Consider the following 20,771-nt stretch of genomic DNA (forward strand, 5'->3'; position numbering starts at 1 on the left):
CTCTCTCTGCGCCCGGCAGGCCGAGAACGTCACTTCCCGGTCACGGCTCCGTGTCGTCGGCCAGCTCCGCCACGCCCGTGATGCGGTGCAGCGGGTACGTACGGACCTCGTCGGCCGTGTGGTCGAAGGCCGTGACGAAGCCGCCCTCGACCCGGACCGGCGCGATCACCCGCTGGCTGGCCGCGCCCTCCGCGTTGACGTAGCCGATCCAGACCGCGGAGCCCGTCATGGCGGCGGCCTGGACCGTCGCCAGGGTCTCGGCGGAGGTCGTACGGGGAAGGGAGCCGGCCGACGGGGCCTCGGCGCCGTCCTTGCGGACGACCGTGGCCGCCGTGTCCCCGGCGCGGATCGCCCGCACCGCGGCGCCCAGCAGGGTGTCGTCCGGGACGGGCGGGCCCTCGGGCACGGGGGTGGGGGCCGAGCGGGGCGGGGTGCGGCGGGCGCCCGCGCGGGTGATCAGGACGTCGCCCTCGGCGGATTCGGCGGCCGGCGCGTAGCCGATCTCGCGCAGCCCCTCCAGGAGGGACGCCGGATCGGTCTGGGCTGCCAGGACGGTCGGCGCGAGCCGGCGCAGCCGCAGGGCCGCCGACCGCTTGTCGGCGAGGATCTCGTTCAGGACGGCCTCGTCGTCGCAGCGTACGTACGCGGAGGCGGCGCCGATCCGCAGATGCCCGTGGCGGCGGGCCACGTCGTCGATGAGGTAACTGAGCGGCTGCGGCACCGGCGTACGGCTGTGCGCGCCGAGGAAGGCGTGCAGATCGGTGGCCGCCTGCCCGGCGTCCAGGGCACGGCGTACGGAGCCGGGGGTGAAGCGGTAGACGGTCGCGCCGCCCTTGGACTCGATGTCCGCGAGCACCGACAGCATCTCGGCGAGGGGGCGCTTCAGCGGACCCGGCGCGACGGCGGTCAGGTCGGCCTGGAGCAGGACGTGGTCGAGCGGTTCGGGAACGAGCGGGGCGAGGCGGGCGGCGGCGGCTTCCGGTCCGTCCTCCAGGAGCGCCCGGGCCTGCGAGGAGAGGGCGCCCCGGCCGGTGATGCCGAGGAGTTCCCCTTCGTTGAGCGTCCACAGCGCGATACGGGAGCGCAGGTCGGAGGTGTCGCCCGGGGCGGTGGCGGCGCCGGTGGCGGGTGCTGTGCCGTACGCCGTCCCGGCCGCCCTGGACTGGGTGCCCGACGAGGAGCCGGCCGGGGCCGCCCCGCCTCTCGCACCGGCGCGCAAGGGCCGCTCCCAGCGCAGCCGGGCGAGCAGACTCGCCGGGTCGGGCGCGGTCCCCGGGGGCAGTGCGGCGAGCAGGGCCAGCACCCGGTGGCGTACCTCGGGCGCCGCGGAGCGGTCCAGTTCGGGACCGAGCGCGGAGAGCGCCCGCCCCTTGGCGTCCTGACCGCCGACCAGGCCCGCGGTGCGGGTGGCGGCGAGCCAGGCGGTGGCGAGGCGCACCCAGCGGTCCTGGGCGGGGAGTTCGAGCCAGTCGTCGTACGCGGGCGTCGCCGCGTACCGCTCGTCGCTCTCCCCGTCGGAGGCCACCAGCCCGGCCGTGTAGGCGAGTTCGACCCAGAAGGCGGCGACCGGCTCGGTCACGTCCATCGCGCTCGCGGCCCGCTTGAGCTCGCGCACGCTCAGGCCGCCCGCCCGCAGGATGGCGGGGCCGCCGCCGTCCCAGTGCTTCAGCAGTTCCTCGATCGTGGACAGCGCCATGAACGCCTGGCCGGCGGCGGCCCTGTCCACAGCCTGGGGATCGCGCTCGGCGGCTGCCTCGACGGGCGGTGCCACCGGCTCCGGTACGCGGTGGGCGCGCCCGGCCCGCAGATGCAGCGCCGCCTCGCGCGGCAGCACGACGGTGCGGGTCGAGACGGGCAGCAGCAGCCCGCGGTCGCGGAGCCACTTCACGGGCGGGGTGGGGTTCGGCGTGACTTCCCCGTACGGCGGGCCCCACACCAGCCGGTCCAGAACGGACAGGGCGTCGACCGGCGCGGTGTCCAGCAGGGCGGCCATCCTGGTCCGGTCGGTGAACAGCCCGGCGAGCGCGGTGACGGCGGAGACCGGGTCGTGCGTGGCGGGCAGACCGGCGGCGGTCAGGATCTCCTGGAGCCGGCCCGGGGACATGCCCGCCGTGGCCTCGGCGACGGTCGGGCCGAGCCCGGTGGGGGAGGGGTGCTGGGGGGACGGGGCGAGCAGTTCGCGCGCGGTACGCACCAGGCGCAGCCGCTCGTCCTCGCCCCAGACGAGGGCCTGTTCACGCAGGGTCCTCAGGGCGGCGGGCAGCGCGGCGGCGATCGCGGCACCCGCGTCGTCGCGCTGGTCGCCGTCGTCCTGGCCGTCACCGGTCAGGAGCGAGAGCAGCGTGTCGTAGGGAGCCGGGTCCGGTGCGACGGCCAGCGCCTCCGCGGTCTGCAACGCGAAGCGGTCCAGGTGCTCCAGCGCACGGACGACGGAGGCCCTGGTGCCCGCCCGCGTCGCGAGTTGGGTGATGTCGCTCGGCACGGGGTTGAGCAGGTCGGGGCGGGCACGCAGAAGCCGTGCCAGCGATTGGTCGCCCCTGGCGCGCAGGGCTTCGGCGAGCGTGCGCGGTGGTGTGGTCGTCCCCATCCGTCCCACGGTAGCCGGTGAAACGCTACGGTCGGGGCAGCGCGGGTAGAGGGGAAAGACCGAGTGGGGATCGAGAGCGACCAGCTCGTCTACGACTATCTGAGCCGGGTCGGGGACCTGGCCCAGCAGCAACAGCTGTCCTCAGGCGTCCGGATGGGACTCGTCTCGACGCTGCGGGGCGAGATCGAGCGGCAGCGCGGGGCGGCGGGCGCGGACTCCCCCGCGGTGGTGCGGCGCATCATCGGCAGGCTCGGTACGCCGGACGAACTGGTCGCCGCGGCAGCCGAGTCGGCCGACGGGACGGTGTCGCTGCCGTCGCCGCGTGCGACGGCGGAACCGGACGCGAAGAGCCCACGCGCCGTGCCCCGGCCGCGGCGCGGGATGCTCCGCAAAGACGCTTCCCGCAAGGGCGCGTCGGCGCCGGCCCCGGCCGACGACAACATGGACCCGGTGCCGGGCTGGCCGTCCGCACAGGCACCACACATGGCGGGCCTGGACCAGGCACCGTCCGGGCCCGGCGCCGGTTCGGAGTGGTGGCGCGTCGAGCCGGGCCCGTTCAGCGAGGGGGTGACCGTCCCCGGCTTCGTCGGCGGCGTGGAGATCCCCGAGATGCTGAAGCCGCCGCCCGCGGTACGCCCGGACGAGACCGAGCCCGAACCCGATGAGGAGCCCTCGGCGGCCGACGACCCGGCCCCGGAACCGCGCCCCCGCTCGCGGCTGCGCCTGCGCCGCAAGAAGGCGCTGGTGGAAGCCCCGGAGAAGAAGACCGCGGAACCCCCCACCGCCCGCGCCCGCTTCTCGCACCCCCTCCTGCTCCTGGCCGCCGCGCTGTTGATCGCGGGCGCCGTCATGGGCTCCTGGCTGGCCCTGGCGGGCGGCTGGCTGCTCGCCTACAGCTCACGCAAGCTGTCGAGGGCGGAGGCGAAATGGGTGGCCATGGGCCTGCCCGGAGTCGTGGTCGCGGGAGCCCTCGTCTGGCTCTGGGGCCGACTGGACGGCAAATGGGGCGCCCCGATCCCGGAAAGCGGAATGGGCGAAGCCCTGACGGCCACCTGGCCGGTGGTGGTGCGCACGGCAGCGGTCGCCTCGGCGCTCTACCTGATCTGGCGGGCCCGCAGAAGCCCGGCCTGATGGCCTGACCGCCGGCCTGGCCAACGAGCCGGCTCCGCACGGCACGGCCGTCCGAGCCGCCGGACCCGGTCCGGGGTCCCCCGGTTCACGCCGCTGACGGAGTCCACGGCGCCCCAGGCACCACCAGCGGTGAGCCCGTCACCGGGTCCGGGACGATCACCGCTTCCAGGCCGAAGACCTCACGGACGAGTTCCGCGGTGACGACGTCCGAGGGGTGGCCCTCGGCGACGATGCGGCCCTCCTTCATGGCGACCAGGTGATCGGCGTAGCGGGCGGCCTGGTTGAGGTCGTGGAGGACCGTGACGACCGTGCGGCCGCGGGTGCCGTCCGGGGCCGGGGCGGCGAGCTGGCGGACCAGGTCGAGGACCTCCACCTGGTGGGAGATGTCCAGGTACGTCGTCGGCTCGTCGAGCAGCAGCAGGTCCGTGTCCTGCGCCAGCGCCATCGCGATCCACACGCGCTGGCGCTGGCCGCCCGAGAGTTCGTCCACCGAGCGGTCGGCGAGCGCGGAGACGTCCGTACGGGCCATGGCCTCCGTGACCGCCCGCTCGTCCTCGTCCGACCACTGCTGCCACCAGTGCTGGTGCGGCTGGCGGCCGCGCGCGACCAGGTCCGAGACGGTGATCGCCTCCGGGGCCACCGGGGTCTGCGGGAGCAGCCCGATCGACTGGGCGATCTTCTTCGTGGGGATCTTCGCGAGTTCGGTGCCGTCGAGGAGCACCGCCCCGCCGCGCGGCTTCAGGAGCCGCCCGAGCGCCCGCAGGGTCGTGGACTTGCCGCAGGCGTTCGGGCCGACGATCACCGTGACCTGCCCGTCGGGGACGGCCAGGTCGAGCTCGTGGACGACGGTGCGGTCCTCGTAGGCGAGGGTCAGTTCACGCACCGTGAGCCGGCTGGTCACGGCGTCGGAGCGGGTACCGGGACCGGTGGTGCTCATGCGTTTCCTCCACGGCGGCCACTGTGGCCACGGACGATCAGCCAGATCAGATACGGGGCGCCGACCGCCGCCGTCAGGACGCCCACCGGCATTTCGGTGGGCGAGAAGAGCCTGCGGGCGAGGAGATCGGCGAAGACGACGATCACCGCGCCGAGGAGCGCCGAGCAGAGCAGCGGGATCTGTGCCGTACGCGTCATCCGGCGGGCGATCTGCGGGGCGAGCAGCGCCACGAAGTCCACCGGCCCCGCCGTCCCCGTCGCCACGGACGCCAGGATCACGCCGACCGCGACGAGCCCCAGCCGTACGCGGCCGAGCCGTACGCCGAGCGCCGTCGCGGTGTCGTCGTCCATCGAGACGGTGCGCTGCGCGCGCGCCGCCCACAGCACGGCGGGCAGCAGGACGAGCAGCGTCCAGCCGATGGGCGCGGCCTCGTTCCAGCCACGCCCGTTGAGCGAGCCCGTCATCCAGATCTGCGCCTGCTGGGCGACCAGGTAGTCGCCCTTGGTCAGGAACAGGGTGGTGACCGACCGCAGCGCGATCGCGAAGCCGATGCCGATGAGGACGAAACGGGTGGCGTGCAGCCCGCCCCGCCACGCGAAGGCGTACACGAGGGCCGCCGCGGCGACACCGCCGATGACGGAGAGGTAGGGCAGCACGGCGTACGAGGTGATGCCGAACGTCATGGACCCGACCGTCAGCGCGCTCGCGCCCTGACTGATGCCGATGATGTCGGGGCTGGCCAGCGGGTTGCGGGCCACGGTCTGGATCAGCGCCCCGGCGATCCCGAAGGCCAGACCGACGAGCAGTCCGACGACCAGGCGCGGCAGCCGCAGCGTGCCCACCACGAGCTCGTCGGCGGAGGGCTGCCCGAAGACCACCTTCAGCACCTCGCCGGGAGCCACGAAGCTCTCGCCGACGCAGAGATACGCGACGGAGACCGCCGCCAGGAAGAGCGCGAGGGCCGCCGCGACGACCGCGGAGCGCCGGTGGAGGAGGAACCTGCCGCGCGCCCCGATCCGTACGAGGCCGTAGCCGGCGGGCCGTACGGGCTTGCGCGCCGAGGTCACCGAGGTCGTGGCGCTCATGCGGGTACCGCCTTCCGGCGTACCAGGGCGACCAGGAACGGCACCCCGATCAGTGCGGTCATCACGCCCGCGGGGACCTCGCTCGGCGGGAAGACGATCCGGCCGATCACGTCCGAGACGAGAAGCATCACAGGCCCGATCAGCGCCGCCATCGGCAGCACCCACCGGTGGTCGCTGCCGACGATGGCGCGGGCGATGTGCGGGACGGCGAGACCGATGAAGGCGATGGGCCCGGCCGCCGCGACCGCGGCCCCGGTCAGCACGGTGGCGCCGATGCCGCCGACGATCCGTACCGTCGCGACCTTCTGTCCGAGCCCCTTCGCCACGTCCTCGCCGAGGGCCAGCGCGTCGAGGCCCCGCGACACCGACAGCACCAGCACCGCGCCGGCCAGGAGGAACGGCCAGATCTGCTGCGCCACCTCCGCCTCGCGTCCGGCGATCGAGCCGACCTGCCAGAAGCGGAACTCGTCGAGCGCGGAGGCGTTGGTCGTCAGGACGGCACTGGTCACCGACACCAGCAGCGCGTTGATCGCGGCGCCGCCCAGCGCCAGCTTGACCGGCGTCGCACCGCCGCGCCCGCTCGACGCGATGGCGTACACGGCGACGGACGCCGCGGCTGCCCCGGCGAACGCGAACCACACGTACCCGGTGAGGGTGTGGACCCCGGCGTACGCGATGGCCAGCACCACGCCCACCGACGCCCCCTGGCTGATGCCGAGGATGCCGGGGTCGGCGATCGGGTTACGGGTGATGCCCTGGAGCACCGTGCCCGCGAGGGCCAGGGCCGCGCCGACCATCAGCCCGATGAGGGTGCGCGGCACCCGCATGTTCCGGATCACCTCGGCGGCGTCTGAGTGCCCGCCGTGCACGAGGGCGTCGTACACCTCGGAGGGCGGGATGGACCGTGCCCCCACGGCGAGGCTGAGCAGGATCGCCAGCAGCAGTGCCACGAGGGCCGCCGCCGTCGCGGTCGCGCGTCTGGAGAGGCGGGGGGCGGCGGCTGACATCTGACCCAATCGAAGCGGAGCGCACAAGGGGACGAGGTGGGTACGGCAGGGCTGGTAAGGCAGGCCTAAGTCTAAGCACCGCTCCTCTGGGCCGAACGGGTGAGGGTGTCGCCGGCCGGGTCGGCACAATGGCCCCATGGCCTCGCATCCCCAGACACCGACCCGGACCGTGCCGAAGACCGCGCCGACGGTCGGCTTCGACCTCGACATGACGCTGATCGACTCCCGGCCCGGCATCAGGGCCGCCTACCTCGCGCTGTCCGCCGAGACGGGCGTCCCCATCGACTGCGATCTCGTCGTCAGCCGGCTCGGACCGCCCGTCGAGGACGAACTGGCCAACTGGTTCCCGGCGGCCGAGGTGGCCGCCGTGGCGGACCGCTACCGCGAGATGTACCCCGCGCACGCGATCACCCCGACCCGGGCGCTGGCCGGTGCCCGGGAGGCCGTCGCCGCGGTACGCGCGCTGGGTGGCCGGGCGCTCGTCGTCACCGCCAAGCACGAGCCGAGCGCGAAGCTGCACCTCGCCCACCTGGGCATCGAACCGGACGCGGTCATCGGCCGGCTCTGGGCGGAGGCCAAGGCGGAGGCGCTGCTCGCCCACGGCGCGCACATCTACGTCGGCGACCACACCGGGGACGTACGGGGCGCACGGGTGGCGAACTGCCTGTCCGTCGCCGTCACGACGGGCCCGTGCGACGCGCAGGAGCTGCGGGCGGCGGGCGCGGACGTCGTCCTGCCGGACCTCACCGGCTTCCCGGCCTGGCTGTCCTCCTGGGCGCCCTCAGGTGCCGGACGCGTCTGACCTGCTCAGCCACACGCCCCGGACTACCCCCGCCCCGGCGATCAAAAAGCCCACGCCCATCAGCATGGAGACCGCGTAGGCGATGGTCGGGAACGGGTCGGTGCCCAGGAACAGCGGGGCCACCGTGACCAGAGTGGCCAGTGCGCCGACGAAGAAAACGATCGCGCCGACCTGGACGAGCCGGTCACCGGCGCCGGAAGGAGTAGTACTCACCCGGCCAGGGTAGTTCCCAGCCCGGAGGAACCATCAGGCGACGTCTTGTCACCGGCCCCTGGCCCATTAGCCTTGGGCATGGCGGGTCATGGGACCCGCTGTACTGCTATCCGGAGCCGTTTTCCGGCTCTCCCGCGCACCGACGAGTACGAGGACGAGGACAGACGTGCCCACGGGTAAGGTCAAATGGTTCAATTCGGAAAAGGGCTTCGGCTTTCTTTCGCGCGACGACGGCGGCGACGTCTTCGTCCACTCGTCGGTACTCCCCGCCGGCGTCGACGCACTCAAGCCCGGACAACGGGTCGAGTTCGGCGTTGTCGCAGGTCAGCGCGGTGACCAGGCCCTCTCCGTGGCGATCCTCGACCCCACCCCGTCCGTGGCGGCGGCGCAGCGCCGCAAGCCGGACGAGCTGGCGTCGATCGTGCAGGACCTGACGACGCTGCTGGAGAACATCACGCCGCAGCTGGAGCGGGGCCGCTACCCCGACAAGGCGGCGGGCGCCCAGATCGCCGGTCTCCTCCGCGCGGTCGCCGACCAGCTCGACGTGTAGGAACGACCAGCTCGACGTGGAGAACAAGGCCTCAGAGCGAGGTCAGCGCGTCCCGGCCGAGCGGCGGCACCAAGCCCTCGGCCGCGGCGCGCGTCAGCAGCCCGCGGATCGCCGCGTACCCGTCCTCGCCGAGGTCCGCCGTGAACTCGTTGACGTACAGCCCGATGTGCTGGTCGGCGACGGACGGGTCCATCTCCTGGGCGTGCTCCAGCACATACGGCCGTGACCGCTCCGGGTCGTCCCAGGCCATCCGTACCGACGTACGGACCGAATCGGCCAACTTTTCGAGCATTTCCTGACCCAGCGACCGCTTGGCGATGATCGCGCCGAGCGGGATCGGCAGCCCCGTCGTGGCCTCCCAGTGCTCGCCCATGTCGGCGAGGCTGTGGAGGCCGTAGTTCTGGTACGTGAAACGGGCTTCGTGGATCACGAGCCCGGCGTCGACCCGGCCGTCGCGCACCGCGGGCATGATCTCGTCGAACGGCATGACGACGATCTTCCCGACCCCGCCCGGCACGACCTCCGCGGCCCAGAGCCGGAACAGCAGGTACGCCGTGGACCGCTCGCTCGGTACGGCGACGGTCCGGCCCGTCAGATCGGTGCCCGGCTCCCTCGTCAGGACCAGCGGCCCGCAGCCCCGCCCGAGCGCACCGCCGCAGGGCAGCAGCGCGTACTCGTCCAGGACCCACGGCAGGACGGCGTACGAGACCTTCAGTACGTCGAACTCCCCGCGCTCGGCCATGCCGTTGGTGAGGTCGATGTCGGCGAACGTGACGTCGAGGGCGGGCGCGCCGGGGACCCTGCCATGCGCCCAGGCATCGAAGACGAAGGTGTCGTTCGGACACGGCGAGAAGGCGATCCGCAGCTTCGCGTCGGCGGTCGCGGGGTCAGCGGGGGCAGTCGAGTTGTCGGTCATGCAGGGTCCAACCTTCCAGTACGGGGGCGATCTTCCCGAACGCCTCGGTGAGCGCGGAAAGGGCCTCGCCGATGCGCCAGGCTGCCCGGTCGCGCGGGCCGACGGCGTTGGAGACGGCCCGCAGCTCCAGCACCGGTACGCCGAACCGCTCGGCGGCCTCGGCGACACCCGCCCCCTCCATCGCCTCGGCGACGGCACCCGGGTGCGCGGCGAGCAGGGCCGCGGAGCGCGCCGCGCTGCCGGTCACGGTGGAGACGGTCAGCACCTCGCCGGACACGGCACCGGTGGCCGCGGCCACCACCCGTACCAGCGCGGCCGGCGGGAGATACCGGTCGCGGCCGAAGCCGAGCCCGGTGACTGGGACGAATCCCTCGGGCGTCTCCGCACCCAGGTCAGCCGCGACGATGCCGCTCGCCACGACGAGCGAACCCACCGGGGCGGCGGGCGCGAAGCCGCCACCGATACCGGCGGAGACGATCAGCCCGTACGGGGCGGGGGCCGCCGCCAGCGCGAACGCGGCCGAGGCCGCGGCGGCCGCCGGACCCGCCCCGCCCGCCAGGACGTCGAAGCCGCCCGCCCGGTGGATCTCCGCACCGGGTGCGGAACGCACCCGCGGTTCACCCCCGAACGCACGCGTGACCGCGTCCCTCTCCACGGGGACAGCGGTCACGACGAGCACACGCACGGGGAAGTCCTGCAAGGTCAGTCGGTCTTCTTGAGCTGGAAGTGCCAGATGCCCGTGAGCTTCTTGCCCTTGGTCTCCACGATGCTGATCTGCGTCTTGTTCGTGGTCTCGCCGGTCTGGCTGGAGAAGAAGGCACTGCCCGGGATGGACCGGTAGGTCTTCTTGTACGGCTCCTGCTCGGCCTGCTGGCCGTTGATGAAGAGCGTCCAGCCGTTGTCGGCGATCTCCGGGTCGACGCCGAAGCGGACCTTGTCGTCCATGGCGACCTCGACGGTGTGCTCCGCCTTCTTGTCGTTCAGGCAGCCCTGGATCAGCGACTCCTTGATGGGATCGCCGTCGTTGTAGCAGGACGCCTCGGCGCCCACCGACGTGTCGCCGACCGTCACGGTCGCGAGCGGCGTCGGCTTGTCGCAGGCGGACAGGACGAGGAGTCCCGCGGACACGGCACCAAGAGCGACGCCGATTCGACGGCCCTTACCTGAGAAGAACGCAACGGTCATGGGCGGAAGGCTATCGGTCGCCCGCGCTCACGCCACGCGGGGGTGCGGCGTGCCGCGTCGCGCAGCGCCCAGCAGCCCCCGTACGGCGGTTGCGGCGCCCAGGCCGAGGATGCCCGCGGCGACCGACATGCCGAGTACTCCGTTGAGGGGGAGAGCGATCCCGATGCCGCCGCCGACCACCCAGGCCATCTGGAGCAGGGTCTCGGACCGGGCGAACGCCGACGTACGCACCTCTTCGGGTACGTCCCGCTGGATCATGGCGTCCAGCGACAGTTTCGACAGGGCCTGGGTGAAGCCCGCGACCGCGCCGAGCGCGGCGACCATGACGGTGGAGAAGAAGACCGTGGCGAGTACGGCGACGCCGAGCGCGAGACCCAGCACGGTCGCGATGATCATCTCCGGGCCGCGGGCCCTGAGCCAGGAGCCCACCGCCGTACCGCAGGCGTTGCCGACGCCCGCCGCGACCCCGACGATGCCGAGCGACACGGCGGCGCTCTGGCCGGCCAGCGGGTGCTCGCGCAGCAGGAACGCCAGGAAGAAGATCAGGAAGCCGGAGAGGGCGCGGTGGGCGGCGTTGGCCTGGAGGCCGTGCAGCACGGACGGGCCCACGGACCGCAGCCCCGGTGGCTTGTCCCGGGCCCGCTTCTCGCCGTCGACCCTGCTGCTGCCGCCCTTCCGGGCGGGCTGCGGACGGGAGGCCTCCTCGTGGTGCGGAACGATCAGGCGGGCCCTGCGCTCGCCCTTCGCGGAGTCGACCTTGTGCGGCAGCGTGAAGGCCAGGAACGTCCCGGCGACGAAGATCGTGCAGGCGCCGTAGAGCGGCCAGGCGGAGCCGACGGACTGGAGCCCCGCCCCGATGGGGGCCGCCACACCGGTCGCCAGGAGACCGGCGAGGGTGACCCGGGAATTGGCTTTCACCAGCGAGAAGCGGGGTGGCAGGAGCCGTGGCACGACGGCGCTGCGGACGACTCCGTACGCCTTCGAGCAGACCAGGACGCCCAGCGCCGCCGGATACAGCTCCAGGCCGCCGGTGGCGACCGCGCCGGACATCGTGATCGCGAGGAGCGCCCTGGCGAGCATCGAGCCGGCCATCGCGGCGCGGCGGCCGTGCGGCAGCCGGTCGAGCAGGGGGCCGACCACCGGGGCGAGGAGTGTGAACGGCAGCATCGTGATGGCGAGGTAGAGCGCCACGCGGCCGCGGGCCTCGTCCGTCGGTACGGAGAAGAACACCGTGGAGGCGAGCGCGACGGTGATCATCACGTCGCCCGCGCCGTTCACCGCGTGCAGCTCGATCAGTTTGCCGAGCCCCGACTCACCGGCCCCATGGGCGTGGGTGGCCTTGCGGATGCCCTTCGCCGTGCCGGTGAACGGCCGGTGCAGGGCGCGACCCATCGACCGGCCCGCCGTGCGAAGCGGGCCGGGACCGTCGTGCGACCTGGCGGCAGCCACCCCGTCATAGTGCCCCAACCGTCGGCGTGCTGAACCATGATCGGCGCGGGCGCGCGGTGGACGACGCCCTGTCGGGTCACCGAACGGGGTGCCGGCCGGCGTTCGGGCGGCGAGCCCGACACGGATCGTGAGGCAATTCCGCAGGCGGAAAACCGACCCGGAAACCGGCCCGGCCAGGGACACGCCGGGGGCCGCGACACCGGACACCGCACCGGATACGGCCTTGTTTGGGACACGCAGGTGGGCGGAGAGCGGCGGAGAGGGTAGCGTGCGTAACGCGCCACCGGCGGTTGTTCTTGGCCGCGCGCCTCCCGGCGATCCCGCAGAATGGGTGACAGAAGGCGCGCCCGAGGCAGGCACAACGGGTGTGGACGTCGACGCGGCCCCCAGGTCCGCTCCGCCCGCACCCGTCATGGCCGAAATCGGCAATCGTGTAGCAGCTGGCGCGCTCGACACGGCGTATGGAGAGAAGCGAGACCTGTGAGTGCTGCGACGACGCGAAGCCGTACTGCCCGTACCCCCGCGCCCGACCGTCTGTGCGCCGAGGCGGTAGACCTCGCCCGTGCGGCGGCCGAAGAGGCTGCCGCGCCCGGTGTGGTCGGTGAACATGTGTCCCTGATCTCCGAGGGCGACCGGGTCGTCACGCACTTCTTCGAGTGCAAGGAGCCCGGGTACCGGGGCTGGCGCTGGGCGGTGACGGTCACCAGGGCCTCCCGCGCCAAGAACATCACCCTCGACGAGACGGTGCTGCTGCCCGGTTCCGACGCGCTCCTCGCACCCGAGTGGGTGCCGTGGAGCGAGCGGCTGCGGCCGGGTGACATGGGACCGGGGGACCTGCTGCCGACGGAGGCGGAGGATCTCCGCCTGGAGCCCGGGTACACGGGCGAGGACGAGCCGCCGCCGAACTCCGTGGAGTCCGAGGAGGCCGAGCTCTCCGAGGACCTGGCCGACCTCGTCGACACGGAGGACGCGGAGCTGACGACGCTGCCGCGCACGACGAGCCGCGGCTCGATCGGCGCGATCGCGGACGAGCTGGGCATGCGGCGTGCGCGGGTGCTGTCGCGGTACGGGCTGCATGTGGCGGCCGACCGCTGGGAAGAGGCGTTCGGCCCGAAGACGCCGATGGCTCAGGCGGCGCCGGCCGCGTGCGACACGTGCGCCTTCCTGGTCCCGCTGGCGGGGTCGCTGAAGCAGGCGTTCGGCGTGTGCGCGAACGAGTTCGCTCCGGCGGACGGCCGGGTGGTCTCGCTGTCGTACGGGTGCGGTGGGCACTCGGAGGCGGCCGTCATGCCGAAGCCGCCGAAGCCCGCGCCGCACGCGTTGGACACGCTTCAGGTGGATGAGTACCCGCTGCGGCCCGCGCGGGACAGCGGGTCGGTGTCGCTGGACGCGGACGTGGCGCCGGAGGATCTCGGCCACTCCTAGCCCCGGCGGGGCGGGGTTCGCGTACGGGGCGGCCGGCCCCCGGAGCTCCGTTTTGTCCCCAATCGGCGGACGGGCTCGACGTGGGCACCCCCTGTCCTCAAGCGCCGGACGGGCTCGACGGTGGTGCTGTTCGGACGCACCGGGGCGTCAACTCGGCGGACCCGGGTAGGCGGTCGGGTCAAGCCCTTCCGGCGATTGAGGACATCCGGTCAGCCGGGCACGCGGTCCGCGTCGGGCGGCGCGGGGGCGCGGTACCTTCGGGCGCACACTGGCGTCATGGGTACACCGGGTACCCGCCGGACAGAGCGGAGTCAGAGCGTGGGCATGAATGCGACCGAGGGCGCCGATCCGTTCGGAACGGCACGGCTGCGGCGCGGGGTGCTCGACGCCTGGGGCGCCGGCCCCGCCCGGTTCCGGGAGGACGCCAACGCCGAGGAGGACCTCGCGCTCGGCGGCTACCGCGACCGCCTCGTCGTCGAGCTGGCCCAGAACGCCGCGGACGCCGCCGCCCGCGCCGGCGTACCCGGCCGCCTCCGCCTGACCCTGCACCCCGCGGACACCGGCCCCCACGCGCAGGACACGCCCGCCGTCCTCGCCGCGGCCAACACCGGCGCCCCGCTCGACGCGACCGGCGTCGAGTCGCTGAGCACCCTGCGCGCCTCCGCGAAGCGGGACGGGCACGACTCCGCCGTCGGCCGGTTCGGCGTCGGGTTCGCCGCGGTGCTCGCCGTCAGCGACGAGCCCGCCGTCATCGGCCGGCACGGCGGTGTCCGCTGGTCCCTCCCCGAGGCGCGCGAACTCGCAGGACGCGCCGCCGTCGGCAGCCCCGGCCTCGGGGACGAGCTGCGCCGCCGCGACGGCCACGTACCACTGCTCCGGCTCCCGCTGCCCGCCGAGGGCACCGCACCCGAGGGGTACGACACGGTCGTCGTCCTCCCGCTGCGCGACGCCGGCGCCGAGGATCTCGTCGACCGGCTCCTCGCCGCCGTCGACGACGCCCTGCTGCTCACACTCCCCGGTCTCGAAGAGATCGTCGTCGAAACCCCGGAGGGCGTACGGACGTTGCGCCGCTCCCGGCACGGCGCGTACACCCACATCGACGACTCCGCGCGCGGCCTCAGCCGCTGGCGCACCGTCTCCGTCCACGGCCCCATCGAGCCCGCTCTGCTCGCCGACCGGCCCGTCGAGGAACGGCTGCGTCCGCACTGGTCGGTCACCTGGGCCGTCCCCGTGGACGCGGAAGGGGCGCCGCAGTCCCCGCGTACCGCCGCCGTCGTCCACGCCCCCACGCCCACCGACGAACCCCTCGGCGTGCCCGCCCTGCTCATCGCCTCGCTGCCCCTGGACACGGCCCGCCGCCACCCCGCCCCCGGCCCGCTCACCGACTACCTGGTGCAGCGCGCGGCCGACGCGTACGCGGAGCTGCTGGCCGAGTGGCAGCCCGTGTCCACCGCCACGATCGGACTGGTTCCCGGACCGCTCGGCAAGGGCGAACTGGACGGCGCGCTGCGCGGCGCGATCCTGGAACGGCTGCCCCGTATCGCCTTCCTGGCGCCCGCAGCGCCCCGCGACCCGTCGGTCGAGCCGGACCAGTGGGACAGCTGGGAGGCCCCGGGTGAGGGCGGCCCCGGACGGACCACCACCGCGTTGCGCCCCGTCGAGGCCGAGGTCGTGGAGGGCGTCGGCGCGGAGACCGTGCAGGTGCTCGCCGAGGTGCTGCCCTGCCTGCTGCCCGCAGGACTTGAGCGCCGCACCGAGCTGCGCAGCCTCGGCGTCGCCCGGGTCCCGCTGACCGAAGCCATCGACCGCCTCGCCGGACTCGAACGCGAACCGGCCTGGTGGCGGCGGCTCTACGACAGCCTGGCCGGTATCGACCCCGACCGGCTCTCCGGGCTGCCCGTCCCGCTCGCCGGGGACCCCGGCGCCCCGGCCCACGAGGCCCCCCGCACCACCATCGGCCCCCGCCAGGTCCTCCTGCCGCTCCCGGACGCCCTCACCGGTCCCGTCCTGGCCCGGCTGGCGCGCCTCGGGCTGAAGGTCGCCCACCCCGACGCCGCGCACCCGCTCCTGGAGAAGCTGGGCGCCCTGCCCGCGACCCCGCGCGCCGTACTGACGACCCCGCAGGTGCGGGCCGCCGTCGCCGGTTCGCTGGACGCGGGCGAGGTGTGGGACGAGGACGCGCTGGACGGCGACGAACTCGCGGAGACCGTCCTCACGCTCGTACGCGACGCCGAGCTCGCCCCCGGCGACGAGCCCTGGCTCGGGGCGCTCGCCCTCCCCGACGAGGACGGCGAACCGGCGCCCGCCGGTGAACTCGTCCTGCCCGCGAGCCCGTTCGCCCAGATCATGCGGGAGGGCGAACTCGCCCTCTGCGACCAGGAACTGGCCGACCGCTGGGGCGAGCAGCCGCTCACCGCGTGCGGGGTGCTGGCCACGTTCGCTCTCGTACGGACCACCGACGTGGTCCTGGACCCGGACGAACTGGAGCCCCGCGACAGCGATTTCGCCGAACCGGACGACGCCGGGCTGCTCGACGCCGTCGACGTGTGGTGCGAGGACGTGCTCGACCAGCTGCCGGAGACGCCGGTGCCGCCGGTCGCCACGGAGCTGGTCGCCGTCCGCGACCTGGACCTCGTCGACGACGACGCCTGGCCGCAGGCCCTCGCCATGCTCGCCCGGCCCCCGCTGCGCGACGCGCTGACCCAGCCGGTGCGGGTGCTGCTCCCGGACGGCACCACCCAGTCGGTGCGGCCGTACACCGCCTGGTGGCTGCGTGACCACCCGGTGCTCGACGGCCGCAGGCCCGCGGGCCTGCGTGCGGCGGGCGGCGACCCGCGGCTGGCCGGGCTCTACGACTCCGTCGACGCGACCGGCTTCGACGACGCGCAGGTGCTGCGCGCGCTCGGCGTACGGACTTCCGTGGCCGCCCTCCTCGACGAACCGGGCGGCGCGGCCGAGCTGCTGGGCCGGCTCGCGGACGAGGACCGTCCCGTCGGCCCCGTACAGCTGCACGCGCTCTACACCGCCCTCGCCGAGCTCGACCCGGACCAGGTCACGCTGCCGGAGGAGCTGCGGGCCGTGGTCGACGACGAGGTACGGGTCGTCGACGCGGCGGACGCGGTGATCGCCGACGCGCCGGACGTACTGCCGCTCACCGCGGGGCTGCCGCTGCTGCCGGTGGCTCCGGCGCGCGCGGCCGAGCTCGCGGAACTGCTTCAGGTGCGGCGGCTCGGCGAGACGATCGAGGCCGAGGTGACGAGTGAGGGCGAGGAGCACCGCGTACCGGAGCCGGTACGGACCCTGCTCGGCGCCGGGACCCCTGACACGTACATCGAGCACGGCGAGCTGCGTGCGGGCGGCGTCGAGCTGGACTGGCGCCGCACCCCGGACGGGGTGGTGCACGCCGCCACGCTGGAGGGGGTCGCGGCCGGGCTCGCCTGGGCGGCGGGGCAGTGGCCGCGCCGCTTCGAGGTGGCGGCGCTGCTGGAGGACCCGTCGCGTACGGAGGAGCTGGCGCGGGACCGCTGGTTCGACTGAGGGCGTGTGACCTGCACATCAAGGGTTTCAGGCGTACAACCATTCGAAGCTGACGCTCGTCTGTTCTGCTGAGTCAGCAGACTCACAGATCAGACGGGTCCCGTCAGGCAAGCCACATACCACGGGGCCCCTTTCTCCACTGGGGAACACATGCGTATTCGTGCCACCGTTGCCGCTGTCTCCGGCGCCCTGGCTCTGTCGGCCCTCGTCGTCCCGGCCGCGCAGGCCGACGGCCAGGGGACCCCCGACCTGCACAAGCCCACCGCGGCCGAGGTGTTCGGCGCGAAGGTCCCGGCCACCTTCGGGGCCGTGGCGCCCGCCGCCGCCGCGGAGGTCCCCGTGATCTCCAAGGTCGTCGTGAACGGCGGCAAGAGCCTCGTCGCGGGCACCAAGTCCCCGCAGACGTACACCGTGTCGGTCACCGCCTCCTCCCCGTCGGGCATCGCCGACGCACACGTGTCGCTGTGGCACGGTTCGAGCGTCGACAACGTCGACGGCGTCCTCTTCCCGAACGAGGGCCAGGCGACCTGCGTCGACGCCAGCGCCACCACGGCCACCTGCAAGATGACGATCACGGCCGACCCGACGCTCGACCTGTACAAGAACGCACTGGCCGGTACGTGGAACGTCACCGCCGGCGCGCTCGCCGACACCGGCAGCGACGAAGACTTCACCTGGAACGACTACTACTCCAAGACCCGTGTCCAGCGCTTCTCGAAGCTGGTCGCCAACGCCGGCCCCGAGCCTGTCGTCAAGGGCAAGGCCCTCACGGTCACCGGCAAGCTGACGCGCGCCAACTGGGAGACCGGCACATACATGGGCTACACCAACCAGCCCGTGAAGCTCCAGTTCCGCAAGGCGGGCACCTCCACCTACACGACGGTCAAGACCGTCACGTCGAGCTCCACCGGCACGCTGAAGACCTCGGTCACGGCGTCGGCGGACGGCTACTGGCGCTACTCGTTCGCGGGTACGTCCACCACCCCGGCCGTCTCGGCCGCCGGTGACTACCTCGACGTGCGCTAACCAGCACCGAGCACCAACCAGCACTAAGCGGGAAAGCGGCGGCTGACCAGTCGCCAGGCGAATTCCAGGGCAGCCGCCGCCACCGCCGCGATCCCCACCGCAGTCCACGGCATGGACGCACCCACCAGCTTCAGGGCGAAGAAGTCCTGGAGCCACGGCACGACCAGCACGATCAGGAACGCCAGCCCCATCGCGGCGACCAGACAGATCCGCCACAGCGTGTACGGGCGGGCGATGATCGCCAGGACCCACATCGAGACGAGGAACAGCGTGAGTGTCGCCGCGCTCGTCTCGGCGCTCAGGGCACCGGCGCCCGCGTAGGCGTGCCGCGCCACCAGATACGTGGCGAAGGTGGCCGCCGCCGCGATGACGCCCGAGGGAATCGCGTACCGCATCACCCGGCGTACGAAGCGCGGCTGGGCCCGCTCCTTGTTCGGGGCCAGGGCCAGGAAGAACGCGGGCACGCCGATCGTGAGCGTCGACAGCAGCGTCAGGTGCCTGGGCAGGAACGGGTACTCCACCTGGAAGCAGACCACCAGGACCGCCAGCAGCACCGAGTAGACCGTCTTCGTCAGGAACAGCGTGGCGACCCGGGTGATGTTGCCGATGACCCGGCGGCCCTCGGCCACGACGGACGGCAGCGTCGCGAAGCTGTTGTTCAGCAGCACGATCTGCGCCACGGCGCGGGTCGCCTCCGAGCCCGAGCCCATCGAGACCCCGATGTCCGAGTCCTTCAGCGCGAGCACGTCGTTGACGCCGTCGCCGGTCATCGCGACCGTGTGGCCGCGTGACTGGAGGGCGGCGACCATGTCCCGCTTCTGCTGGGGGGTGACCCGCCCGAAGACCGCGTTCTGTTCCATGGCCGTGGCCATGTCGTCGGGGTCGGTGGGCAGCCTGCGGGCGTCCAGGGTGTGTTCCGCGCCCGCCAGGCCGAGCTTCTGGGCGACCGCGCCGACCGAGACGGCGTTGTCGCCTGAGATGACCTTCACGGCGACGTTCTGTTCGGCGAAGTAGGCCAGGGTGTCCCGGGCGTCCGGCCGCAGCCGCTGCTCCAGCACGACGAGCGCGGTCGGTACGGCCCCGTCCGCGACGTCCGGCGCGTCCGGTTCGCCGCTCGCCCGCGCGAGGAGCAGCACCCGCAGGCCCTGCTCGTTGAGGTGCTCGATCTCGGTGAGCGTGGGGTCCTGGTCCGGCAGCAGCACATCGGGGGCGCCGAGCAGCCAGGTCGAGGTCCGGCCGCCGCCCTCGTCGAACACGGCGCCGCTGTATTTGCGGGCCGAGGAGAACGGCAGCGTCCGGGTGCACTGCCAGTCGCCGCCCTCCGGGTAGCTGTCGATGATCGCCTGGAGGCTGGCGTTGGGCCGGGGGTCGGACGCGCCGAGGGCGCCCAGCACCTGCTGTACGTACGCCTCGTCGGAACCGTTGAGCGGCCGGGTCTCGGTGACGTCCATGCCGCCCTCGGTGAGCGTGCCGGTCTTGTCCAGGCACACCACGTCGACGCGGGCCAGGCCCTCGATGGCGGGGAGTTCCTGGACGAGGCACTGCTTGCGGCCCAGGCGTACGACCCCGATCGCGAAGGCGACGGAGGTGAGCAGGACCAGGCCCTCGGGGATCATCGGGACGATGCCGCCGACGGTGCGGGCCACCGAGTCCTTGAAGTTGTTGTCCTTGACGACGAGCTGGCTGATGATCAGCCCGATCGAGGTCGGCACCATCATCCAGGTGACGTACTTGAGGATGGTGGAGATGCCGCTGCGCAGCTCGGAGCGGACGAGGGTGAAGCGGGACGCCTCCTCCGCGAGCTGGGCGGCGTACGCCTCGCGGCCGACCTTGGTGGCGGTGAACGCGCCGCCGCCCGCGACGACGAAGCTCCCGGACATCACCTGGTCGCCGGGCTGCTTGAGCACGGGGTCGGCCTCGCCGGTGAGCAGCGACTCGTCGACCTCCAGGCTGTCGGCCTCCGCGACGGTGCCGTCCACGACGACCTTGTCGCCGGGGCCCAGCTCGATGACGTCACCCAGGACGATCGAGGAAGTGGAGAGCTCGGCGGCCGTCCCGTCGCGCCGCACGGTGGGTTTCGCCTCGCCGATGACGGCGAGTCCGTCGAGGGTCTTCTTGGCGCGCCACTCCTGGATGATGCCGATCCCGGTGTTGGCGATGATCACGAAGCCGAAGAGGCTGTCCTGGATCGGCGCGACGAACAGCATGATCACCCAGAGCACGCCGATGATCAGGTTGAAGCGGGTGAAGACGTTCGCGCGGACGATCTCGGTGACGGAGCGCGAGGAGCGCACCGGTACGTCGTTGACCTCGCCCCGCGCGATCCGTTCGGCGACCTCGGCCGTCGTGAGGCCGTTGGTGCGGCGGGCGGAGGCAGGCGGCCGCATCGGGTGTACGGGGTCGAGTTCGGAGCCGGCGTCGATCCGCTGCGTCATGGTTCCGACCGTAAGGGCGGAACGCCTCATTCACCCGCCGGGCGTGCCTTCCGTCGCGGGCGGAGCGGCGGCTGCGCGCTTGAGGGCGGCTTCGCGGCCCCGTACGTACCAGATCCCGATCAGCCCGAGGCCGGCACCGGCCAGCGGGGTCCAGGCCCACCAGGTGTGCCCGTGGTCGTCGAACCAGCCGTAGAAGGGCAGCTGGACGAGGAAGAGGACGAACCAGAGGATCGTGCCGCCCGTGATGGTGGCGACGACGGGGCCCTCCAAGGGCTCGGGCGCCTCGTGCTTCGGTGTCCACTTCTCCATGGCCTCAGTGTATGGGGGGCCGTGCGCAGGGCCCGTCGGGCCGGTCGGCCCAAGGGTCTACGCGCGGAGATAGCGATCTTCGACTTATGTATTCATACTGAATCTGCTTTGGGCTGTCTCGATTTATTCGTCTGAACGTCCAAAAGTGATCACCTTTCTCCCCTTCCTACGTCGACT

Annotated in this window: 17 protein-coding genes; 6 read left to right on the plus strand and 11 right to left on the minus strand. The window is 73.0% G+C overall.

Translation table 11 applies throughout. From position 1 onward, the window contains the following. Nucleotides 1-40: 40 nt before the first annotated feature. Nucleotides 41-2,587 (minus strand): helicase-associated domain-containing protein, encoded by a 2,547-nt coding sequence (locus AC07FA_RS22805; RefSeq protein ID WP_479077820.1) that lies wholly within the window; start codon nt 2,585-2,587, stop codon nt 41-43. A 63-nt stretch (nt 2,588-2,650) separates the two neighbouring features. Here AC07FA_RS22805 and AC07FA_RS22810 point away from each other — a divergent pair, with 63 nt between their 5' ends. Then, a complete protein-coding gene (locus AC07FA_RS22810) occupies nt 2,651-3,718 on the plus strand; it encodes a hypothetical protein (RefSeq protein ID WP_479077821.1) in 1,068 nt (355 codons plus the stop codon). An 85-nt stretch (nt 3,719-3,803) separates the two neighbouring features. Here the strand turns inward: AC07FA_RS22810 and AC07FA_RS22815 are convergent, their stop codons facing one another. Genes AC07FA_RS22815 through AC07FA_RS22825 form a run of 3 tightly spaced genes read right to left on the minus strand, consistent with a single transcriptional unit; the run spans nt 3,804 to nt 6,747 of the window. Next, nucleotides 3,804-4,655 (minus strand): ABC transporter ATP-binding protein, encoded by an 852-nt coding sequence (locus AC07FA_RS22815; RefSeq protein WP_479077822.1) that lies wholly within the window; start codon nt 4,653-4,655, stop codon nt 3,804-3,806. Beyond that, nucleotides 4,652-5,740 carry a FecCD family ABC transporter permease gene (locus AC07FA_RS22820; protein WP_479077823.1) on the minus strand — a complete coding sequence of 363 codons (1,089 nt, stop codon included), beginning with the start codon at nt 5,738-5,740 and terminating at the stop codon, nt 4,652-4,654. Before AC07FA_RS22820 ends, AC07FA_RS22815 begins: the two co-directional genes overlap by 4 nt. Next, nucleotides 5,737-6,747 carry a FecCD family ABC transporter permease gene (locus AC07FA_RS22825; RefSeq protein WP_479077825.1) on the minus strand — a complete coding sequence of 337 codons (1,011 nt, stop codon included), beginning with the start codon at nt 6,745-6,747 and terminating at the stop codon, nt 5,737-5,739. The genes AC07FA_RS22820 and AC07FA_RS22825 overlap by 4 nt, the downstream gene beginning before the upstream one ends. A 136-nt stretch (nt 6,748-6,883) precedes the next feature. On the opposite strand from AC07FA_RS22825, the gene AC07FA_RS22830 reads away from it, so the two are divergent. Next, complete coding sequence (locus AC07FA_RS22830) at nt 6,884-7,549, plus strand: HAD family hydrolase (RefSeq protein ID WP_479077826.1); 666 nt, start codon at nt 6,884-6,886, stop codon at nt 7,547-7,549. Here AC07FA_RS22830 and AC07FA_RS22835 read toward each other — a convergent pair. Continuing rightward, on the minus strand, nt 7,529-7,762 hold the full coding sequence (locus AC07FA_RS22835; protein ID WP_479077827.1) for a hypothetical protein: 234 nt from the start codon (nt 7,760-7,762) through the stop codon (nt 7,529-7,531). The genes AC07FA_RS22830 and AC07FA_RS22835 overlap by 21 nt on opposite strands. Nucleotides 7,763-7,928: 166 nt before the next feature. Here AC07FA_RS22835 and AC07FA_RS22840 point away from each other — a divergent pair, with 166 nt between their 5' ends. Next, a complete protein-coding gene (locus tag AC07FA_RS22840; protein ID WP_479077828.1) occupies nt 7,929-8,312 on the plus strand; it encodes a cold-shock protein in 384 nt (127 codons plus the stop codon). Nucleotides 8,313-8,343: 31 nt separating this feature from the next. Here AC07FA_RS22840 and AC07FA_RS22845 read toward each other — a convergent pair whose 3' ends face one another. The 4 genes from AC07FA_RS22845 to AC07FA_RS22860 are packed head-to-tail and all read right to left on the minus strand — an operon-like array spanning nt 8,344 to nt 11,862. Continuing rightward, a complete protein-coding gene (locus AC07FA_RS22845; RefSeq protein ID WP_479077829.1) occupies nt 8,344-9,228 on the minus strand; it encodes a 1,4-dihydroxy-6-naphthoate synthase in 885 nt (294 codons plus the stop codon). Beyond that, complete coding sequence (locus AC07FA_RS22850; RefSeq protein ID WP_479077831.1) at nt 9,200-9,913, minus strand: futalosine hydrolase; 714 nt, start codon at nt 9,911-9,913, stop codon at nt 9,200-9,202. Before AC07FA_RS22850 ends, AC07FA_RS22845 begins: the two co-directional genes overlap by 29 nt. A 17-nt stretch (nt 9,914-9,930) precedes the next feature. After that, nucleotides 9,931-10,413 (minus strand): DUF2771 domain-containing protein, encoded by a 483-nt coding sequence (locus AC07FA_RS22855; RefSeq protein WP_479077832.1) that lies wholly within the window; start codon nt 10,411-10,413, stop codon nt 9,931-9,933. A gap of 27 nt (nt 10,414-10,440) precedes the next feature. Continuing rightward, complete coding sequence (locus tag AC07FA_RS22860) at nt 10,441-11,862, minus strand: MFS transporter (RefSeq protein WP_479077833.1); 1,422 nt, start codon at nt 11,860-11,862, stop codon at nt 10,441-10,443. A 480-nt stretch (nt 11,863-12,342) separates the two neighbouring features. On the opposite strand from AC07FA_RS22860, the gene AC07FA_RS22865 reads away from it, so the two are divergent. The 3 genes from AC07FA_RS22865 (at nt 12,343) to AC07FA_RS22875 (ending at nt 17,850) form a co-directional block, all read left to right on the plus strand. After that, complete coding sequence (locus tag AC07FA_RS22865) at nt 12,343-13,287, plus strand: DUF3027 domain-containing protein (protein WP_479077834.1); 945 nt, start codon at nt 12,343-12,345, stop codon at nt 13,285-13,287. Between the two features lie 324 nt (nt 13,288-13,611). Next, nucleotides 13,612-16,824, plus strand: a complete 3,213-nt coding sequence (locus AC07FA_RS22870) for a sacsin N-terminal ATP-binding-like domain-containing protein (protein WP_479077835.1) — start codon at nt 13,612-13,614, stop codon at nt 16,822-16,824. Nucleotides 16,825-16,974: 150 nt separating this feature from the next. Then, nucleotides 16,975-17,850 carry a DUF5707 domain-containing protein gene (locus AC07FA_RS22875; protein WP_479077836.1) on the plus strand — a complete coding sequence of 292 codons (876 nt, stop codon included), beginning with the start codon at nt 16,975-16,977 and terminating at the stop codon, nt 17,848-17,850. A gap of 23 nt (nt 17,851-17,873) precedes the next feature. Here AC07FA_RS22875 and AC07FA_RS22880 read toward each other — a convergent pair whose 3' ends face one another. Together AC07FA_RS22880 and AC07FA_RS22885 are read right to left on the minus strand one after the other, a co-directional pair. Further along, a complete protein-coding gene (locus tag AC07FA_RS22880; protein ID WP_479077837.1) occupies nt 17,874-20,285 on the minus strand; it encodes a cation-translocating P-type ATPase in 2,412 nt (803 codons plus the stop codon). A gap of 30 nt (nt 20,286-20,315) precedes the next feature. Further along, nucleotides 20,316-20,594 (minus strand): DUF2530 domain-containing protein, encoded by a 279-nt coding sequence (locus AC07FA_RS22885; protein ID WP_479077839.1) that lies wholly within the window; start codon nt 20,592-20,594, stop codon nt 20,316-20,318. Nucleotides 20,595-20,771 lie beyond the last annotated feature (177 nt).

It is taken from the genome of Streptomyces sp. NPDC045968, assembly GCF_056430475.1.

What these genes read in the sequence shown, in the direction of transcription:
- AC07FA_RS22805 (WP_479077820.1), bottom strand. Translation starts at nt 2,587, where the DNA reads ATGGGGACGACCACACCACCGCGCACGCTCGCCGAAGCCCTGCGCGCC.
- AC07FA_RS22815 (WP_479077822.1), bottom strand. Translation starts at nt 4,655, where the DNA reads ATGAGCACCACCGGTCCCGGTACCCGCTCCGACGCCGTGACCAGCCGG.
- AC07FA_RS22820 (WP_479077823.1), bottom strand. Translation starts at nt 5,740, where the DNA reads ATGAGCGCCACGACCTCGGTGACCTCGGCGCGCAAGCCCGTACGGCCC.
- AC07FA_RS22825 (WP_479077825.1), bottom strand. Translation starts at nt 6,747, where the DNA reads ATGTCAGCCGCCGCCCCCCGCCTCTCCAGACGCGCGACCGCGACGGCG.
- AC07FA_RS22830 (WP_479077826.1), top strand. Translation starts at nt 6,884, where the DNA reads ATGGCCTCGCATCCCCAGACACCGACCCGGACCGTGCCGAAGACCGCG.
- AC07FA_RS22845 (WP_479077829.1), bottom strand. Translation starts at nt 9,228, where the DNA reads ATGACCGACAACTCGACTGCCCCCGCTGACCCCGCGACCGCCGACGCG.
- AC07FA_RS22855 (WP_479077832.1), bottom strand. Translation starts at nt 10,413, where the DNA reads ATGACCGTTGCGTTCTTCTCAGGTAAGGGCCGTCGAATCGGCGTCGCT.
- AC07FA_RS22870 (WP_479077835.1), top strand. Translation starts at nt 13,612, where the DNA reads ATGAATGCGACCGAGGGCGCCGATCCGTTCGGAACGGCACGGCTGCGG.
- AC07FA_RS22875 (WP_479077836.1), top strand. Translation starts at nt 16,975, where the DNA reads ATGCGTATTCGTGCCACCGTTGCCGCTGTCTCCGGCGCCCTGGCTCTG.
- AC07FA_RS22880 (WP_479077837.1), bottom strand. Translation starts at nt 20,285, where the DNA reads ATGACGCAGCGGATCGACGCCGGCTCCGAACTCGACCCCGTACACCCG.
- AC07FA_RS22885 (WP_479077839.1), bottom strand. Translation starts at nt 20,594, where the DNA reads ATGGAGAAGTGGACACCGAAGCACGAGGCGCCCGAGCCCTTGGAGGGC.